This window comes from Mycobacterium sp. 1165196.3, from assembly GCF_001673415.1.
Lineage (GTDB): Bacteria > Actinomycetota > Actinomycetes > Mycobacteriales > Mycobacteriaceae > Mycobacterium > Mycobacterium europaeum_A.
In genome coordinates, this window is sequence record NZ_LZLU01000030.1 from 1 (window position 1) to 15894 (window position 15894).

The 15894-nt window shown below is 69.1% G+C and carries 17 protein-coding genes, 2 pseudogenes and 1 riboswitch; of the genes and pseudogenes, 10 read left to right on the forward strand and 9 right to left on the reverse strand.

Features of this window, described 5'->3' with window-relative positions:
• From A5659_RS03370 to A5659_RS03390, 5 genes and pseudogenes are all read right to left on the reverse strand, one after another.
• A pseudogene (locus tag A5659_RS03370) lies at positions 1 to 124 on the reverse strand (ATP-dependent protease); the annotation flags it as partial.
• Positions 124 to 1263, reverse strand: coding sequence for a glutamate--cysteine ligase (locus A5659_RS03375; RefSeq protein WP_369806969.1), 1140 nt, complete (start codon positions 1261 to 1263; stop codon positions 124 to 126). The gene A5659_RS03375 and the pseudogene A5659_RS03370, both read right to left, overlap by 1 nt.
• Entirely contained in the window at positions 1244 to 1924 is a 681-nt protein-coding gene (locus tag A5659_RS03380; RefSeq protein ID WP_066872488.1) for a superoxide dismutase family protein, read from the reverse strand. The genes A5659_RS03375 and A5659_RS03380 overlap by 20 nt, the downstream gene beginning before the upstream one ends.
• Positions 1925 to 1945: 21 nt before the next feature.
• Positions 1946 to 2425, reverse strand: a complete 480-nt coding sequence (locus A5659_RS03385; protein WP_066872485.1) for a LytR C-terminal domain-containing protein — start codon at positions 2423 to 2425, stop codon at positions 1946 to 1948.
• Positions 2426 to 2444: 19 nt separating this feature from the next.
• Complete coding sequence (locus tag A5659_RS03390) at positions 2445 to 2753, reverse strand: DUF3263 domain-containing protein (RefSeq protein ID WP_007768412.1); 309 nt, start codon at positions 2751 to 2753, stop codon at positions 2445 to 2447.
• Positions 2754 to 2955: 202 nt separating this feature from the next.
• Between A5659_RS03390 and A5659_RS03395 the strand changes: the two genes are divergently transcribed.
• The 4 genes from A5659_RS03395 (at position 2956) to A5659_RS03410 (ending at position 5967) form a co-directional block, all read left to right on the forward strand.
• Positions 2956 to 3549 carry a peptide deformylase gene (locus A5659_RS03395; protein WP_066872480.1) on the forward strand — a complete coding sequence of 198 codons (594 nt, stop codon included), beginning with the start codon at positions 2956 to 2958 and terminating at the stop codon, positions 3547 to 3549.
• Positions 3549 to 4457, forward strand: a complete 909-nt coding sequence (locus A5659_RS03400) for a GCN5 family acetyltransferase (protein ID WP_066872478.1) — start codon at positions 3549 to 3551, stop codon at positions 4455 to 4457. The genes A5659_RS03395 and A5659_RS03400 overlap by 1 nt, the downstream gene beginning before the upstream one ends.
• Positions 4458 to 4474: 17 nt before the next feature.
• Positions 4475 to 5281, forward strand: coding sequence for an exodeoxyribonuclease III (locus A5659_RS03405; RefSeq protein WP_156748791.1), 807 nt, complete (start codon positions 4475 to 4477; stop codon positions 5279 to 5281).
• Positions 5282 to 5493: 212 nt separating this feature from the next.
• Positions 5494 to 5967: a hypothetical protein gene (locus A5659_RS03410; protein ID WP_066872473.1), complete on the forward strand. Its 474-nt coding sequence runs from the start codon at positions 5494 to 5496 to the stop codon at positions 5965 to 5967.
• A gap of 13 nt (positions 5968 to 5980) precedes the next feature.
• Here the strand turns inward: A5659_RS03410 and A5659_RS28905 are convergent, their stop codons facing one another.
• Positions 5981 to 6256 (reverse strand): Rv1535 domain-containing protein, encoded by a 276-nt coding sequence (locus tag A5659_RS28905; protein WP_369829353.1) that lies wholly within the window; start codon positions 6254 to 6256, stop codon positions 5981 to 5983.
• A 63-nt stretch (positions 6257 to 6319) separates the two neighbouring features.
• Here A5659_RS28905 and A5659_RS03420 point away from each other — a divergent pair, with 63 nt between their 5' ends.
• A complete protein-coding gene (locus A5659_RS03420) occupies positions 6320 to 6595 on the forward strand; it encodes a hypothetical protein (RefSeq protein WP_156748795.1) in 276 nt (91 codons plus the stop codon).
• Here A5659_RS03420 and A5659_RS03425 read toward each other — a convergent pair.
• The 3 genes from A5659_RS03425 to A5659_RS03435 all read right to left on the reverse strand — a co-directional run bounded on the left by A5659_RS03425 (position 6592) and on the right by A5659_RS03435 (position 11617).
• Positions 6592 to 10467: a SpoIIE family protein phosphatase gene (locus A5659_RS03425; RefSeq protein WP_067179313.1), complete on the reverse strand. Its 3876-nt coding sequence runs from the start codon at positions 10465 to 10467 to the stop codon at positions 6592 to 6594. The genes A5659_RS03420 and A5659_RS03425 overlap by 4 nt on opposite strands.
• Positions 10464 to 10820 carry an STAS domain-containing protein gene (locus tag A5659_RS03430; RefSeq protein ID WP_066872465.1) on the reverse strand — a complete coding sequence of 119 codons (357 nt, stop codon included), beginning with the start codon at positions 10818 to 10820 and terminating at the stop codon, positions 10464 to 10466. Before A5659_RS03430 ends, A5659_RS03425 begins: the two co-directional genes overlap by 4 nt.
• A 137-nt stretch (positions 10821 to 10957) precedes the next feature.
• Complete coding sequence (locus A5659_RS03435) at positions 10958 to 11617, reverse strand: PAS and ANTAR domain-containing protein (protein WP_066872462.1); 660 nt, start codon at positions 11615 to 11617, stop codon at positions 10958 to 10960.
• 156 nt (positions 11618 to 11773) lie between these two features.
• Positions 11774 to 11884, forward strand: a riboswitch (TPP riboswitch).
• Here A5659_RS03435 and thiC point away from each other — a divergent pair.
• From thiC to A5659_RS03460, 5 genes and pseudogenes are all read left to right on the forward strand, one after another.
• Positions 11876 to 13555: a phosphomethylpyrimidine synthase ThiC gene (gene thiC / locus A5659_RS03440; RefSeq protein WP_066872459.1), complete on the forward strand. Its 1680-nt coding sequence runs from the start codon at positions 11876 to 11878 to the stop codon at positions 13553 to 13555. (Overlaps the previous riboswitch by 9 nt.)
• 190 nt (positions 13556 to 13745) lie before the next feature.
• Positions 13746 to 14573, forward strand: coding sequence for a bifunctional hydroxymethylpyrimidine kinase/phosphomethylpyrimidine kinase (gene thiD, locus A5659_RS03445; protein WP_066872456.1), 828 nt, complete (start codon positions 13746 to 13748; stop codon positions 14571 to 14573).
• A 4-nt stretch (positions 14574 to 14577) separates the two neighbouring features.
• Positions 14578 to 15201, forward strand: a complete 624-nt coding sequence (locus A5659_RS03450; protein WP_066872453.1) for an alpha/beta family hydrolase — start codon at positions 14578 to 14580, stop codon at positions 15199 to 15201.
• A 46-nt stretch (positions 15202 to 15247) separates the two neighbouring features.
• Positions 15248 to 15682, forward strand: coding sequence for a MarR family winged helix-turn-helix transcriptional regulator (locus A5659_RS03455; RefSeq protein ID WP_066872451.1), 435 nt, complete (start codon positions 15248 to 15250; stop codon positions 15680 to 15682).
• A gap of 24 nt (positions 15683 to 15706) precedes the next feature.
• A pseudogene (locus tag A5659_RS03460) lies at positions 15707 to 15894 on the forward strand (LLM class F420-dependent oxidoreductase); the annotation flags it as partial.

Here is a 15894-nt window from a genome sequence, read left to right on the forward strand (position 1 = left end):
CGGTGTCGGTGCAGTGGCGCACCAGCGCGCCGTAGCGTGGCTCGAAGATCCGCAACGGCAGGTCCTGGTCCGGCAGCAGCGCCGATTCCAGCGGAAACATTGCCAGCTCAAGGGATTCCGTCATCAGATTTCCAGTTCGGCCACCAGCGCATCGACGACCGCGCGCAGGTCGCCGTCATGTTCTTCGGCCACCCGGCGCTGCCGTTGGTAGGAGGCCCCGTGGCGGGGTATGTCGGCGACCGCGGCCAGCTCGTCGACGCAGTTCAACCTTTTGGCCACCGGCTCCAACCGGTTCAGCACCTCGTCGAGATCCTCGGTGACCAATCGCTCGTTGCTGTCGGCGTCCAGGATGATCACCGCGTCCAGTCCGTAGCGCGCGGCGCGCCACTTGTTCTCCTGGTTATGCCAGGGCGGCATGCTCGGCAGCGACTCGTCGGCTTCCAGTCGGCGGTCCAGATCGACCACCAGGCAATGGGTCAACGCGACCAGCGCGCCCAGCTCGCGCAGATTGGACACGCCGTCGCAGATCCGCATCTCGAGCGTGCCCAGGTGTGGTGAAGGCCTGATGTCCCAACGGACTTCGTCGACGTGGTCGATGATGCCGGTCTTCTTCTGGTCGTAGACGAAGCGTTCGAACTCCGCCCAGGTCTGGAATTGGAACGGCAGCCCGGCGGTGGGCAGTTGCTGAAACATCATCGCCCGGTTGCTCGCGTAGCCGGTGTCCACGCCCGCCCACCACGGCGAGGACGCCGACAGCGCCAGCAGGTGCGGGTAGTAGTTGAGCAGTGACGTCATGATCGGCATCACCTTGTTCGGCGAGGACAGGCCGACGTGCACGTGCACGCCCCAGATCAGCATCTGCCGTCCCCACCACTGGGTGCGCTTGATCAGTTCGGCATAACGCGGGGCGTCGGTGAGTTTCTGAGAGGTCCACTGCGCGAACGGATGTGCTCCGGCACAGAACAGCTCCATGCCGCGATCCCGCACGATGCGGCGCGCGGGTCCCAGGGTCTGTCGCAGATCCTCCATCGCCTCGCCCGCGGAGTGGCAGATGCCGGTCACCACTTCGACGGTGTTGCGCAGCAATTCCTTGTGTACGCGCGGATTTTCGCCGATCTCGGCGATCACGGCGGTGGCTTCGTTGCTCAGGTCGCGGGTGTGGGCGTCGACGAGGGCGAACTCCCATTCCACCCCGAGGGTCGGCCGCGGGGAACGGGCGAAGTCGATGCGGGTGTCGGCCCGCTTAGCCTGCACCGATGACACCGCACGCCACCCGCTTGCCGGCGTCACCGGTGCTCATCGTCATGTCGTCCGGGCCCGGCGTGCCGCTGGTCTGATTGTTGTGCCCGGATGGGGCGTTGGCGGAGTTGGCCGCACCGGCGTGAATGATGATCGCTGTCTTCTGCCCGGTGAGCAGGTCGTCCATGGCGAAGGCGTCCGTGGTGGTGACCAACGTTCCGGAGCCGTCCTTGCGCACCTGCAGGGTGGGCAGGGCCCCGCTGGCGGGCTCGGCGGTGTGCCCGGGCGCCTGGAAGTGGTCGCCGGCGGACAGGAAGTCGCCCGGCGCGCCGCCGGTCGGGGCGACCGAGTTGGGCTCACACTTGCCGACCTTGTGGATGTGCACATCGTGGAAGCCGGGCGCGAGCACACCGTTGGCGGTCGTCTCGATGGTGACGGTGGCATAGCCGTTGTTGAATTCGAACGTCGCGGTGGCCACCTGGGTGCCGTCCGGCGCCTTCAGGTGCGTGATGATGCTCGGCGCCGCCGCGGGCCCGGGCTCGGAGGCCTTGGCGCCCGACGGCGAGGGCGATCCGGTCCAGATCGCGGGGGTGGTGCCCGGAACCGACGAAGCCTGCTGGGGCGACGAGCAGGCGCCTAACAGCACGACACAACCGGCCAGTACCAATGCGCGCAGCTTGGGCATAGCCAGCAGCCTATCGCCTATCTAGCCCGCGACGAGGACGATGACGCCCGGCGGCTCGCCGCTGAGTGCGGGGATTCGCTGTTCGACCGGTGCACCGCCCAGGTTTTTGGCCACCGCGTCGGCGGTGGCGTGCTCGTCGCCGGCGTCGGTGTAGTAGACCGTGGTGGCCGAGACGTCGGGCACGGTCATGTTGTCGACCTTGGTGACTTTGAAGCCGGCGGACGTCAACTGGTCCCCGGTGCGCTTGGCGACGCCCTCTTTCCCGGAGATGTTGTACACCTGCACGTCGGCCTGCGTGCTCGCCGGTTTGTTGGTCGGCGATGCGGACGCGGAGCTGCTGGCGCTCGCGCTGGACGCCGGCGACGCCGAATCGTCGTCAGAGCTCCCGGACGAACCCAGAGCCTGCCAACCGAGCAGCAGGAAAATGACGCCGAGGAACAACAGCACCATCACCATGGCCCGCAGGGGCAGCCCGGTGGAGTCGGGAACTCGTTCTTTCATCGAGCCCTACTGTAACGAGTCAGGTCACCTCGAAGCCGAGGCGCCGCGCCGCGCGCGCCTTCTGCCTGCTGGCGCGCAGCCTGCGCAGCCGTTTCACCAGCATCGGGTCGGCGGCCAGGGCCTCGGGCCGATCGACGAGCGCGTTGAGCACCTGGTAGTAACGCGTCGCCGACATCGAGAACAACTCCTTGATGGCGTCTTCCTTCACGCCGGCGAACTTCCACCACTGGCGCTCGAAGGCCAGGATGTCGTGCTCGCGGCGGGTCAGCCCATCTGCGATCTCAGAGTCGTCCCCCGATCGATTTGCCCGCGCCATGGCGCTGTCCATATCGCTTCCCCTGGACCCTTCCGGCGAATTCCGAACTGCTCGAATGACTTGACTTAGCTAAGGGCGTGTTTCGGCGAATATTGAAACACGCGCCAAACCCTCAAGCCGTCATCCAGACCCGCGAGTCGGCCGATTGACCAAGATTGCCCAGACGCCGATCGCCGGCCGGGCAGCCCACGGGCGTGCGGTAGCTTAGCCGACCATGGCAGTCGTTCCGATCCGCATCGTGGGAGATCCCGTCCTGCACACCCCGACACAGCCGGTGCCGGTCGCTGCCGACGGTTCGCTGCCGGCGGATCTGGCCGAGTTGATCACCAACCTGTACGACACCATGGACGCCGCGCACGGGGTGGGCTTGGCCGCCAACCAGATCGGGGTCGGCTTGCGGGTCTTCGTCTACGACTGCGCCGACGATCGCGGCCGCACCGACCGGCGGCGCGGTGTCGTCGTCAACCCCGTCCTGGAAACCTCCGAGATACCCGAGACCATGCCCGATCCGGACAACGACGACGAGGGCTGCCTGTCGGTGCCCGGCGAGTCGTTCCCCACCGGGCGCGCCAAGTGGGCGCGCGTCACCGGGCTCGACGCCGACGGCACGCCGATCGCCCTCGAAGGCAACGACCTGTTCGCGCGGATGCTGCAGCACGAGACCGGGCACCTCGATGGTTTCCTCTACCTGGACCGCCTGATCGGCCGGCACGCGCGCGCCGCGAAACGGGCCGTCAAATCCCACGATTGGGGCGTTCCCGGCCTCTCCTGGATGCCCGGGGAGGGACCGGACCCGTTCGGTCACTGATGTTCTCGTGGCCCGACCTCGGCACCCGGGTATCGGTGCGCTACCGGCGCCCGGCCGGTTCGGTGCCGCCGCTGACCGATGCGGTGGGCCACCTGCTGGCGGTCGAACCGATGGTGCGGGTGCGGACGAAGACCGGCGCGGTCGTCGAGTTCGCGGCGTCCGAGGCGGTGGCGTTGCGGGTGCTCACCGACACCCCCATCCGCACCTCCGAGATCCGCGCGCTCGAGCACGCCGCCGCCGCGGCCTGGCCGGGCGCGGAGCACACCTGGCTGGACGGCTGGCTGCTGCGAGCCGGCCACGGCGTCGATCTGGCCGCTAATTCCGCTGTGCCACTGGGCATTTCCGCCCAGGCGAGCACCGTCCCCGCCATCGTCGACTGGTACGAGCGCCGCGGCCTGATGCCGCGGTTGGCCCTGCCCGACCGGATGCTGGCGCCACCCGCGCTGATCGACGAGCGCACGGAACGGCTTGTCGTGCAGGACCTTTCCGATGTGGCCGTCCAGGACGCCGACCCGTCGGTCACGTTGGCGCCGGTCCCCGACGACGGGTGGCTGCGCATCCACGACGGCGACATTCCCGTCGACGTGCTGACCGCCGTCATCGACGGCGAGCTCGTGTTCGGCACGCATCGCGACGGAGCCGTCGCGCGCGCCGCGGTGACCGAGGCACCCGATGGCGCCCGGTGGGTGGGCATCTCGGAAGTGGGCTGCCCGGCCGGCGCCGACGATCAGGCGGCGGTGCGATTGTGCGAGACGCTGTTGGCGTGGGGCGCCGATCGCGGTGCGACGCGCGGCTACCTGCGGGTGCCCGACACCGGCGAGCGCACGCCCGCCGCGGCGCCGGGTTTCCGGCTGCACCACCGCCGCCGCTACGTCCCGGTGCGCCCGGGCCTCTGGGATAGCGTCTAGGCATGCCCGACCCGCCGCTGCGGCTCGCCACCTGGAACGTGAATTCGATTCGCTCCCGGCTGCCGCGCGTCATCGACTGGCTGGCCCGCGCCGACGTCGACGTGCTGGCCATGCAGGAGACCAAATGCTCCGACAGCCAATTCCCCGCCCTGCCATTCTTCGAACTCGGCTACGAGGTCGCCCACGTCGGATTCAACCAATGGAACGGCGTGGCGATCGCCTCGCGCGTCGGTCTCGACGACGTGCAGATCGGATTCGACGGGCAACCCAGCTGGAGCAGCAAGCCCGAAGTCGCCGCGGCCGCGGAGGCCCGCGCCCTCGCGGCGACGTGCGGCGGCGTGCGGATGTGGAGCCTCTACGTTCCCAACGGCCGCGCCCTGGGCGACCCGCACTACACCTACAAACTCGAATGGCTTGCCGCACTGCGAGATTCGGCGTCGGATTGGTTGCGCGACGATCCCAACGCCGCGATCGCACTGGCCGGTGACTGGAACATCGCCCCGCAGGACGATGACGTGTGGAGCATGGATTTCTACGCTGGCGCCACGCATGTCTCCGAGCCGGAGCGCCGCGCGTTCGCCGCGATCGTCGAGGCGCAATTCACCGATGTGGTGCGCCCTTTCACGCCGGGCCCGGGGGTCTACACGTACTGGGACTACACCCGCTTGCGGTTCCCGAAGGGGCAGGGCATGCGCATCGATTTCATCCTCGGCTCGCCGGCTTTGGCCGCCCGCGTGACGGACGCGCAGATCGTCCGCGACGAACGCAAAGGCAAGGCGGCCAGCGATCATGCGCCGGTCCTCGTCGACGTGCGGCGCGACTAGCCGCGTCTCGCAGATACCGGCCGGCGGCAACATCACATTAAGCTCAGGCAAATTTGATGCGGCTTCGCGTTGTCTGCGCGATAGCTTGGTGGCAGGCTTTAAACACCAGAAGTGAAAACCAAATTGCTTTGTTGTTGAGGCTGCCTTCAGCGGGAACCCACCCGCTGCCGACACCGGTTAGCTGCAGAAGCAATCAAAGCCAGGGAGTCATCATGAGTGTCATCGGCGGAGCAGTCCGAGGCGTGAGTCAGGCGGTGAACCGCGCGGCGAACGCGACGACCGCGGCCGCCGGTGCCGTGGGCGGTGCGGCGGTCAACGGAGTCATCGGCGGCGTCACCGGCGCCGCCGAGGGCGTCAAGCGCGGCATGAACAGCGGCAGCCACTCGGCGCCCGCGGCCGCGCTCGCCATCGGCGCACTCGGCGTCGCCGGATTGGTCGAGTGGCCGCTGCTGCTGGCGGTCGGCGGCAGCGCTCTGCTGTTGCAGCGGTTGAGCCGCAAACAGGAGCCCGACACCCGGGCGGTCAAGGCGAACCTGAAATCGGTGCCAGTGGACGCGGCGCCGCCGAAACCGACGCCGCAGGAATCCGCCCCCACGAAAACCGCGCCCGCGAAGGCCACCAAGTCGACGGCCAAGAAGACGGCCGGACGCCGGGCGGGCACCACGCGGTTGCGCAGCACCAACTAGGCGGACCCGCCGATCAGCCGATCGCCCGGCTGATCACCGCCGGGGCCAACTGCCGCGACGTCCAGCGCACCAGGCGCTCTGGCTCGTGCGCACTGGGATCCGGACAGCCGGCTCCCCGAACCGGCCGGGATGGCGCCGTCGCGCCGCGTCGAGGCGCCCGGTCGCTGTGCCGAATCTCGACCACCCCGACGCGCCACAACAGCGCATAGAGTTCGACTAGTGGCACCCTCAGCACCGAAGCAAACGAGGAAACTAGCGGATCGCCCCCGGTGCCGGTCATCGTCGACATAAGTCCGACGGTGGACGCGCGACCCAGCGAGATGGGAAACCCTTCGTTACCGAAAGGCAAATGATGGCGGAAAAGAAGTCGCGGCGCGGCACGTCCCAGCGCGAGGCGGTGGACAAGATCCGCGCGGGTGAGACTTTCGCGGTGAATCTGCCGGCGATCGGCCAGGTGGAAATCCCCAGGCCAGAGCAGTTGGCCTACTTCGGCGGGCTGGCGGCCCTGGCGGCCCTCGAACTCATCGACTGGCCGGTGGCCCTGGTCATCGCCGCCGGACATTTCCTGGCCGCCAACCACCACAACAAGCTTTTGGAGGAGCTCGGCGAGGCGATGGAGGAGGCCTAGCCGGGCCGGTTCGCCGCGGCGCTTCCCGCGAGCGCGCGGTCGAACCGCAGGGTGACCCGCGTGCCGGCCGCGGTCCGCAGCGTCTCGACGCCGTCGGCCAGTCCGCTCATCAGCGTGAGCCCGCGTCCGCGTCGGCGGCTGCGCAGGCTGGCCGACGAATCGCCGCTCCACTGGCCGGTGTCGCTGACGGTGATCACCACCGTGTCCTGATACAGGAACGCCTCGATCGACACCGTCTGGCGCGGCTCGTTGCGGCTGCCGTGTTCGATCGCATTGGTGACCGCTTCGCCGGTGGCCAACAGGATGTCGGTTTCGCGGTGCGGCGCGACGACGATGGTGTTCAGCCAATCGCGCAGCTGTCCGCGCGCGACGGGAATGTGAGCCGGCGCGGCCGGCAGCACGGTGGCGAAGCTGCCCGCGGCGAGGTGGCTCGGGCGCAGCGCGAGCACCACGACGTCGTCGCGGTAGCCCGTCGGCGGGGCCATCCGCGACAGCAGCTCCGCACAGACCGACTCGACCGGCAGGCCGGCGCACTGCTCCGCCGCCGACCGCAGGCGCGCGAACCCGTCGTCGAGGCTTTCACCGGGCCGTTCCATCAGTCCATCGGTATACAGCAGGATCAACCCGCCGGGCGGCAGCTGCGCGGTCGCGGTGTTGCTGGGCGGCCGGCTCGTCGCGTCGTGGGTTCCGCGTCCGGTCACCGACACCGGGGCGCGCCGGCCCGACTCCAGAAAGGTCGCGCGCCCGTCGGGCAGCACCAGCAGCGGATAGGGATGCCCGGCGCAGCTGTAGCTGACGGTGGCGCCACCGCCCTGGCCGTCGGTGTCGATCAGGGCGTAGGCCACCGTCGCACACCGGGCGCCGTCGACGCTGGCGCCGTATCGGTCCAGCGAACCGAGCACCGCGTCCGGCTCGCCCGCGGTGAGCGCGGAGGCGGCGACCGCGGCACGCAACCGGCTCATCACGATCGCCGCGGCCAGCCCGTGCCCGACGACGTCGCCGACCGAGATCGCGATCCGGCCGGAGTGGTCCAGCGGGGTGACCGAATACCAGTCGCCGCCGACCCGCATCGCCTCCCCCGCCGGCTGGTAGACGGCCGCGACAACCGCGGCGGTGGAGCCGCGGTCCAGATCAAGCAGGTGCTCCTGAAAGTCGATGGCGATCTCGTGTTCGCGGGCCATCAGCCGCACGCGGTCCAGGGCCGCCGACGTCAACTCGGCGATCCGGGCGAAGGTGTCGAGGTCGGCGGCGTCGAATTGCCGGGGCTGCGGCCACAACAGCGCCAGCACCCCGAGGATGCGGCCAGAGCCGTCGCGCAGCGGATGGCTCACGCAGGCGCGGATGCTCGCCGCGCTGTCCCGGACGGCATGCTGGTAGCGCGGGGGCAGATCGAACGTGTCGGTGACGATCATCGGCTCGCCGGTGCGCGCGACGTCCGCGCCGATCAGCGGAGCATCGAGGGCGACGACGTGGTAGCGGTCCCGAAACTCCGCGGGCAGGTCACCGGCGTATTCGAACCGCAGATAGTCCTCGCCGTCGAGGACGCCGATCGCGACGGCACCGGCGTCCCCGGAACCGAAGGAGGAGCCCAGCAGGGCGTCCATGATCCCGCCGGCCGAGCTGGTGGCTTGCAGCGCCGAGTCGAGGTGCACCAGCTCCGAGGCCAGCCGCGACTGCGCCTCGCGGCGTTGCCGGTCACGCTCGCGGCCCACCGCGGACAACCTCGACGCCAGCCGGTCGATCAGCTCCTGGGACCGGAACGGCTTGGGCAGGTAGTCGTCGGCGCCACCGGCGTAGCCCTCGCTGACGGCCTCCGCGCCGGCCCGGGCGGACAGCATGAGGATCGGCGTCGGCGCCAAGTCCGGGTCCGCGCGAACGGCGGCGACGAAGCCGAAGCCGTCGAGTCCGGGCATCATCACGTCGGTGACGATCGCGTCCGGACGCAGGTTGCGGGTCGCGGCCAGCGCCGACTCGCCATCCGCGACCGACACCGTCTCCCAGTGGGTCGACAACACCCGCTCGAGGTGGGCGCGCATGTCGGCGTTGTCGTCGGCGATCAGCACCACCTGGCGGGTCGCCTCGGGTGTGGCGGCCGGTTCGGCGACGGGCATCACCCACTGACTGGCCTCGGCGACATACGGATTGGTCTCGTTCGGCCCGGCAGGCGACGGGTCGACGACCGCACCCGAGGTCGACCGCGGCACCCGGATCGTGACGGTGGTGCCATGGTCCAACTCGCTGTCGATCTCGACCGTGCCGCGGTGCAGGTCGACCAGCCCGCGCACCAGAGACAACCCGATCCCGGTGCCCTCGACGCTGCGCCCACGCACGTTGTCGGCCCGGTAGAAGCGCTCGAACAGCAGCTTGAGATCCTCGGCACCGATGCCGACTCCGGTGTCGCGCACGGCGATCACACAGTCCCCGGATTCGGTTCGCACCCGCACCGAAATCGAGCCCCGCAGCGTGTATTTGACCGCGTTGGACAGCAGGTTGAGAACGATCGTCTCCCACATCGCCGGATCGACGTCCGCCAGGGCCGGCGCGCAGTCCAGCTTCAGCTCGAGCCCGGCCCGGTGGCACAGCTCGGTGAACGACGACGCGATCTGCGCGGTGAGCGCGCCGACCTCGGTGCACACCAGCTTCGCGTTGGCCCGGCCGGCCTCGATGCGGGAGAAGTCGAGCAGCGAGTCGACCAGGCGCTGCAGACGCCGCGCGTTGCGCGCCGCGGTGGTAAGTCGCTCCGCGAGAACGCTTTCCGGCGCCGCGTCCAACAGCGCGTCGTCCAGCGGTCCGAGCAGCAGGGTCAGTGGGGTGCGAAACTCGTGGCTGACGTTGGTCAGGAACGCGGTCTTGGCCCGGTCCAGTTCGGCCAACGCATCCGCGCGGTGCCGCTCTTGCTCGTAGGACACGATCGAGGCGAACGTCGACGTCAACTGGTCGGCCAGCAGCTGGCAGAACCCCTGAAACTGGGTGTCCAAGGGGCGCCGCGGGCTGGCGCCGACCACCAGCGCCCCCGCGGGCGAGGCCTCCCCCAGCGGTAACACCAGAGCTTCCTGCGGGCAGTCGGCGCCCAGCGCCGCTTCGATGCCGGAGATCGTGCCGGCGACGTCACCGATCACCTGCATCTCGGCCCGGGTCCGCGACGCCGCATCCCAGTCGGTCAGCTCCTCCAGTTCGCCTGGCAGCAGCGCCGACACCGATGGCGTAGCCCCGCGCAGCGTGACCCTTCCCGTCGCGCCGTCGTCGGCGTACACGGCGATGAACGACAGGTCGGCCGGTTGGCCGGCGCACACCCGCACCGCGACGCCGACCGCGTCGTCGATGCTGCGGCTCTCGACGATCGCGGAGGCGACCGTGTTGAGCAGGTGCAGGCGGCGCTCGCTCAGCACCCGCTCGGTGGTCTCGTAGGAGGGGCAGAAGATGCCGAAGGGTTTGCCGTCGGCGCCGATCAGCGGGCTGTAGGTGAAGGTGAAGTACCGCTCGACGCGCCGCCCGGCGGTCACCATGGGCAGCATCAGGTCCCGCGACCAGGTCGCCTCCCCGGTCGCGACGACGCCGGCGAGCATCGGGGCGATCGAATCCCAGATGTCCCACCACACCTCGCGGCCGGGTTTGGCGAACGAGTCGAGCTTGTCGCCGAGGATCTCGATGTAGGCGTCGTTGTACACCACGAACAAGTCTTCGGTGCCCAGCCAGAGCACCAGCGGGAACCGCGACGCCAGCGTCGTGGCGACCGCCGCCCGCATCTGTCCGGACCAGTCTCGCGGCGGCCCCAGCGGATGAGCGTCCCAGTCGTATTCGGCGAACCGCCGGCCCATCTCACCGCCCAACGAAACGGCAGCGGCCAGGTCGGCCGGCAGTCGCGAGTTCATGGCTGGCGTCTTCGCTGCAACGCCGCGGACAGGGTGGGGTAGATGTCGAACACCCGGTCCAACTCGGTGACCTGGATCGGCCGCAGCACCTGGTCGTGGTCGGCGACCAGTCGTACCTCGGTCCCGCCGGCTTTGGCGTCCTCATGACAGTCGAGCACCGCGTTCAGCGCCGCGCTTCCGAAGAAATCGACAGCCAGCAAGTCGATCACCACCGGGCGCACCGGCGGGGTGGAGGCCAGCCCGAGCGCGGTGGTCAGGTGAGCGGCAAGCTCACCGACGTTACTGGAGTCGACATCGCCTTTGACGCTCACGATCACTACGTCGTCGTGGGCCTCGTGTCCGACCGCCAACAACTTTCATGCCTTTCGCCGCAGCCAACGTTGGGATCTGCTGCCGCTAAGCCCGACGACGCGGCACAGATGCGCGGTCGCGCATCGCAGATGACCCGAGAGTAACCCGTACCCGAACTGCCCGTTTATCGATTCGCCGGTTACCCGCCGGGCTCGGCCGGAATCCTCTCGTGCGCGGTCAGCAGCAAATGATCGAACTGGCTCTGCAGAATCGCCGCCGGTGCCGGCAGGGCGGCCATATCGGCGAGCAGCTGCCTGGCCAGTGACCGCAGTTTCACGTTGGTCTCCTGCGAGCGCCACTGCAGCACCCGGAACGCCTGCTCGGCGCTGACCCGGTAGACGTACATCAGGACGCCCTTGGCCTGTTCGATGGCCGCGCGGCTCTCGAACAGGTCGGGCAGCGCGGTGTCGAGCACCTCCTGGCGGGCCTCGTCGAAGGAGTTGGTGAGGTCGATGTAGTAACCCGCGGTGCCCAGCACGGCGCCCGACTCGTCCAGCATGCGGTCGGCCACGACGATCGCATCGTGCATCGCGCCGGCGGTGTCGATGAACCGGTGCCGGCTCGAGAACGACTCTTCGGATTGCAGGGCGTGGTCGAGCAACTCCTGCACATGCGCGCGGTCGTCGGGATGCTTGTGCGACAGCAGCAATTCGGTCGTCGGCTCGACCTCACCCGGCTGGTAGCCGTGCATCCTGGCCACCTCGTCGGACCATTCCCACCGCTGGCCCACGAACCAGAAGCGGAAGGCGCCGATGTTCAGGTATCCGGGGGCCGGCTCGGTCGGCTCGGAAAATCGCACGTCGCCCGCGCCGGATGACGATTCCCCTGTTCGCCTGCGCTGTTGCACGGTTGCATTTTTCCACTAAGGGAACGCCTTCGGCTACTGCCCCGGGTGAAAAGGCCGTCACACCCTGCCGTGCGGTCGGCCGTAGGGGTAACGTCGCGTGCGGACCCATCCATACGACGCGGGAGCGCACGCCGAGTGCGCTGAGAGGACGGCTCGGGGCCGTCGACCGTACGAACCTGACCGGGTAATGCCGGCGTAGGGAGATGAAAAATGACTGATGTCCTTTCCGGAATTGCGTCGGGCAGTGCCTCGCACAGCGTGGAGCCGGCCGTCACCACCGGACCCATCTGGGGCAGCAGCAAGGCCTACCGCGAGATCGAGGGCCCGGGTGGGGTGACGCTGCGGGTACCGCTGCGGCGGGTGCACCTGTCCAACGGCGAGGACTTCGACCTGTACGACACCTCGGGGCCCTACACCGATCCGGAGGCGACGATCGATCTGACGGCCGGACTGCCGGCGCGGCCCGGCGTGGTCCGCGATCGCGGGACGCAGCTGCAGCGCGCCCGCGCCGGCGAGATCACCGCCGAGATGGCCTACATCGCCGCGCGCGAGGGCATGCCCGCCGAGCTGGTGCGCGACGAGGTCGCCCGGGGCCGCGCGGTGATCCCGGCCAACCACAACCACCCCGAGATCGAGCCGATGATCATCGGCAAGGCGTTTGCGACCAAGGTGAACGCAAACATCGGCAACTCGGCGGTGACATCGTCGATCGCCGAGGAGGTCGACAAGATGGTGTGGGCCACCCGGTGGGGCGCCGACACCATCATGGACCTGTCCACCGGCAAGAACATCCACGAGACCCGCGAGTGGATTCTGCGCAACTCGCCGGTGCCGGTCGGCACCGTGCCCATCTATCAGGCGCTGGAAAAGACCAAGGGCGATCCGACCGAACTGACCTGGGAGCTCTACCGCGACACCGTGATCGAGCAATGCGAGCAGGGCGTGGACTACATGACCGTGCACGCCGGTGTGTTGCTGCGCTACGTGCCGCTGACCGCCAAGCGGGTCACCGGCATCGTGTCGCGCGGCGGCTCGATCATGGCGGCATGGTGCCTGGCGCATCACCGGGAGTCGTTCCTGTACACCAACTTCGACGAGCTCTGCGAGATCTTCGCCCGCTATGACGTCACCTTCTCCCTGGGCGACGGCCTGCGGCCGGGCTCGATCGCCGACGCCAACGACGCCGCGCAGTTCGCCGAGCTGCGCACCCTGGGCGAGCTGACCAAGATCGCGAAATCCCATGGCGTGCAGGTGATGATCGAGGGCCCGGGCCACGTCCCGATGCACAAGATCGTCGAGAACGTGCGGCTGGAAGAGGAGTGGTGCGAGGAGGCCCCGTTCTACACGCTAGGCCCGCTGGCCACCGATATCGCCCCGGCCTACGACCACATCACCTCGGCGATCGGCGCGGCCATCATCGCCCAGGCCGGCACCGCGATGCTGTGTTACGTGACCCCCAAGGAACACCTGGGGCTGCCGGACCGCAAGGACGTCAAGGACGGGGTGATCGCCTACAAGATCGCCGCGCACGCAGGCGATCTGGCCAAGGGCCATCCGCACGCGCAGGAGCGTGACAACGCGTTGTCGCAGGCGCGCTTCGAGTTCCGGTGGAACGACCAGTTCGCGCTGTCGCTGGACCCGGACACCGCGCGGGAGTATCACGACGAGACGCTGCCGGCCGAACCGGCCAAGACCGCGCACTTCTGCTCCATGTGCGGGCCGAAGTTCTGCTCGATGCGCATCACCCAGGACGTTCGCGACTACGCCGCCAAACACGGGCTCGACAGCGAGGAAGCGATCGAGGCGGCCATGTCCGAGGGCATGGCGGAGAAGTCGCGCGAGTTCGCCGAGCAGGGCAACCGGGTGTATCTACCGCTGGCACAGCAGTGATCGCAAGCGCGGCCGTGGCGATCGCCAGCGCGGCGCAGCCGGGCGCAGCGGGTCGCCACCATCGGGCGAAGCCGGGCGCAGCGGGTCGCCACGATCGGGCGAAGCCGGGCGCGGCGGGTCACCGCCATCTGACAGCGGTGATCGCAAGCGCGGCGCAGCCGGGCGCGGCGGGTCACCGCAATCTGACACAGTGACGTTCCTGCCGCTGCCCGCGCCCGGCACGACGCCGCGGCGGGTGCTGTCCATCGCCGGGTCGGACTCCGGGGGCGGCGCGGGCATCGAGGCCGACATGCGCACCATGGCGCTGCTGGGTGTGCACGCGTGCATCGCGGTCACCGCCGTCACCGTCCAAAACACGTTGGGCGTGCGGAGTTTTCACGAGGTTCCTGCCGAGGTCGTCGCCGGGCAGATCGAGGCCGTCGTCGGCGACATCGGCATCCAGTCCGCGAAGACTGGGATGCTGGCGTCGCCGCGAATCATCGACACCGTGGCCACCACGTGGCGCGGGCTGGGGTTGTCGGTGCCGCTCGTCGTCGATCCGGTGGCGGCGTCGATGCACGGCGACGCGCTGATGGCGCCGGCGGCGCTGGATTCGCTTCGCACCCAATTGTTTCCGTTGGCGACGCTGGTGACACCCAATCTCGACGAGGTGCGGCTGCTGGTCGACGTCGACGTGGTGGACGCCGAGTCGCAGCGGGCGGCGGCCAAGGCGCTGCATGCGCTGGGCCCGCAATGGGTGCTGGTGAAGGGTGGTCACCTGCGGTCCTCGGAGCGCAGCAGCGACCTGCTCTACGACGGCGCCGATTTCTTCGAGTTCGATGCCCAGCGGATCGCGACGGGAAACGACCACGGCGGTGGCGACACGCTCGCCAGCGCCGTGGCGTGCGCGCTGGCGCACAACTTCACCGTGCCGGACGCCGTCGAGTTCGGCAAGCGCTGGGTGACCGAATGTCTGCGCGCCGCATACCCACTGGGCCACGGGCACGGCCCCGTCTCCCCGCTGTTTCGGCTGTCGTGATCGCATGAATCTCGACGAGATCGCGGGTGTCGCGCACGAGCCCACGGGGCCGCCGACGGGCGTGGTGGTACTGACCCACGGCGCCGGCGGCAACCGGGATGCCGTTCTGCTGCAGCAGGTTTGCGACGAGTGGGCGCAACGGGGCTGGCTGGCGGTGCGCTACAACCTGCCCTACCGGCGCCGCCGGCCCGCCGGGCCGCCGTCGGGTTCCGCCGCCGCCGACCGGGCCGGCATCGTCGAGGCCATCACGGTGTGCCGCGGCCTGGCCGACGGCCCGCTGATCGCCGGCGGCCATTCCTATGGCGGCCGGCAGACGTCCATGGTCGTCGCGGCCGGCGAGGCGGCGGTGGACGTTTTGACGCTGTTCTCCTATCCGGTCCATCCCCCGGGCAAACCCGAACGCGCGCGCACCGAGCACCTGCCCGATATCACGGTGCCGACCGTGTTCACGCACGGCACGTCGGATCCGTTCGGCACGCCCGACGAACTGCGCGCCGCGGCCGCCCTGGTCACCGGCACGACCGCCGTCGTCGAGATCGCCAGCGCCCGCCACGATCTGCGGTCCAAGACGTTGAACGTGCCGGCGTTGGCCGTCGATGCCGCGCTGCAGCTGCTCGGTCGGAAATAGACAGTCAAAACTGGACAGTTTTGACTGTCTAAAATAGAGTGGTCGCGTGGATGGCATCAGCGACTCCGCGGTAGCGGCGGCACGGGACATCAGGGTGGTGTTCAGCCGGTTACGGCGCCGGCTGAAGGACATCGCGACCGACGGTCTGACGCCGTCACAGACCGCGGTGCTCACCCGGCTGTGGAAAGAGGGCCCGTCGTCGGCCAGCGTATTGGCCGGCGCCGAACAGGTGCGCCCGCAGTCGATGGCCACCATCCTGGCCGCCCTGGGCCAACGCGGGCTCATCGAGCGCAAGCCGGATCCGAATGACGGCAGGCGCCAGGTGGTTTCGCTGACCCCGGCGGGCAAACGGCGTGCCGAAAGCGGCCGGCGCGCCCGCGAGGAGTGGTTGGCCCGCGCCATCCACGAGCGCTACACCGAAGCCGAGCGGCGCGTCATCGTCGACGCATTGTCGCTGCTCGAGCGCTTGACCGAGCATTGAGGACGCGAAAGGACCTGAGCAACAATGGAATTGGGATTGCATTTCATCGACTTCCTACCGGGAGACCCGGCCCGGCTGGGCCCGACGCTGGCCGAGGCGGCCAAGGCGGCCGAGCAGGGCGGCGCGACGCTGTTCACGCTGGCCGACCACTTCTTTCAGATGGAAGCCATGGGACGGGCGGAGGACCCGTTCCTGGAGGGGTACACGTCACT

Bases quoted from the DNA above. Each gene is read 5' to 3' on its own strand.
- A5659_RS03410 (WP_066872473.1), top strand. From the start codon at position 5,494: ATGAGTGTCATCGGCGGAGCAGTCCGAGGCGTGAGTCAGGCGGTGAAC.
- thiC (WP_066872459.1), top strand. From the start codon at position 11,876: ATGACTGATGTCCTTTCCGGAATTGCGTCGGGCAGTGCCTCGCACAGC.
- A5659_RS03420 (WP_156748795.1), top strand. From the start codon at position 6,320: ATGGCGGAAAAGAAGTCGCGGCGCGGCACGTCCCAGCGCGAGGCGGTG.
- A5659_RS03400 (WP_066872478.1), top strand. From the start codon at position 3,549: ATGTTCTCGTGGCCCGACCTCGGCACCCGGGTATCGGTGCGCTACCGG.
- A5659_RS03425 (WP_067179313.1), bottom strand. From the start codon at position 10,467: ATGAACTCGCGACTGCCGGCCGACCTGGCCGCTGCCGTTTCGTTGGGC.
- A5659_RS03450 (WP_066872453.1), top strand. From the start codon at position 14,578: ATGAATCTCGACGAGATCGCGGGTGTCGCGCACGAGCCCACGGGGCCG.
- A5659_RS28905 (WP_369829353.1), bottom strand. From the start codon at position 6,256: ATGTCGACGATGACCGGCACCGGGGGCGATCCGCTAGTTTCCTCGTTT.
- A5659_RS03390 (WP_007768412.1), bottom strand. From the start codon at position 2,753: ATGGACAGCGCCATGGCGCGGGCAAATCGATCGGGGGACGACTCTGAG.
- A5659_RS03385 (WP_066872485.1), bottom strand. From the start codon at position 2,425: ATGAAAGAACGAGTTCCCGACTCCACCGGGCTGCCCCTGCGGGCCATG.
- A5659_RS03380 (WP_066872488.1), bottom strand. From the start codon at position 1,924: ATGCCCAAGCTGCGCGCATTGGTACTGGCCGGTTGTGTCGTGCTGTTA.
- A5659_RS03395 (WP_066872480.1), top strand. From the start codon at position 2,956: ATGGCAGTCGTTCCGATCCGCATCGTGGGAGATCCCGTCCTGCACACC.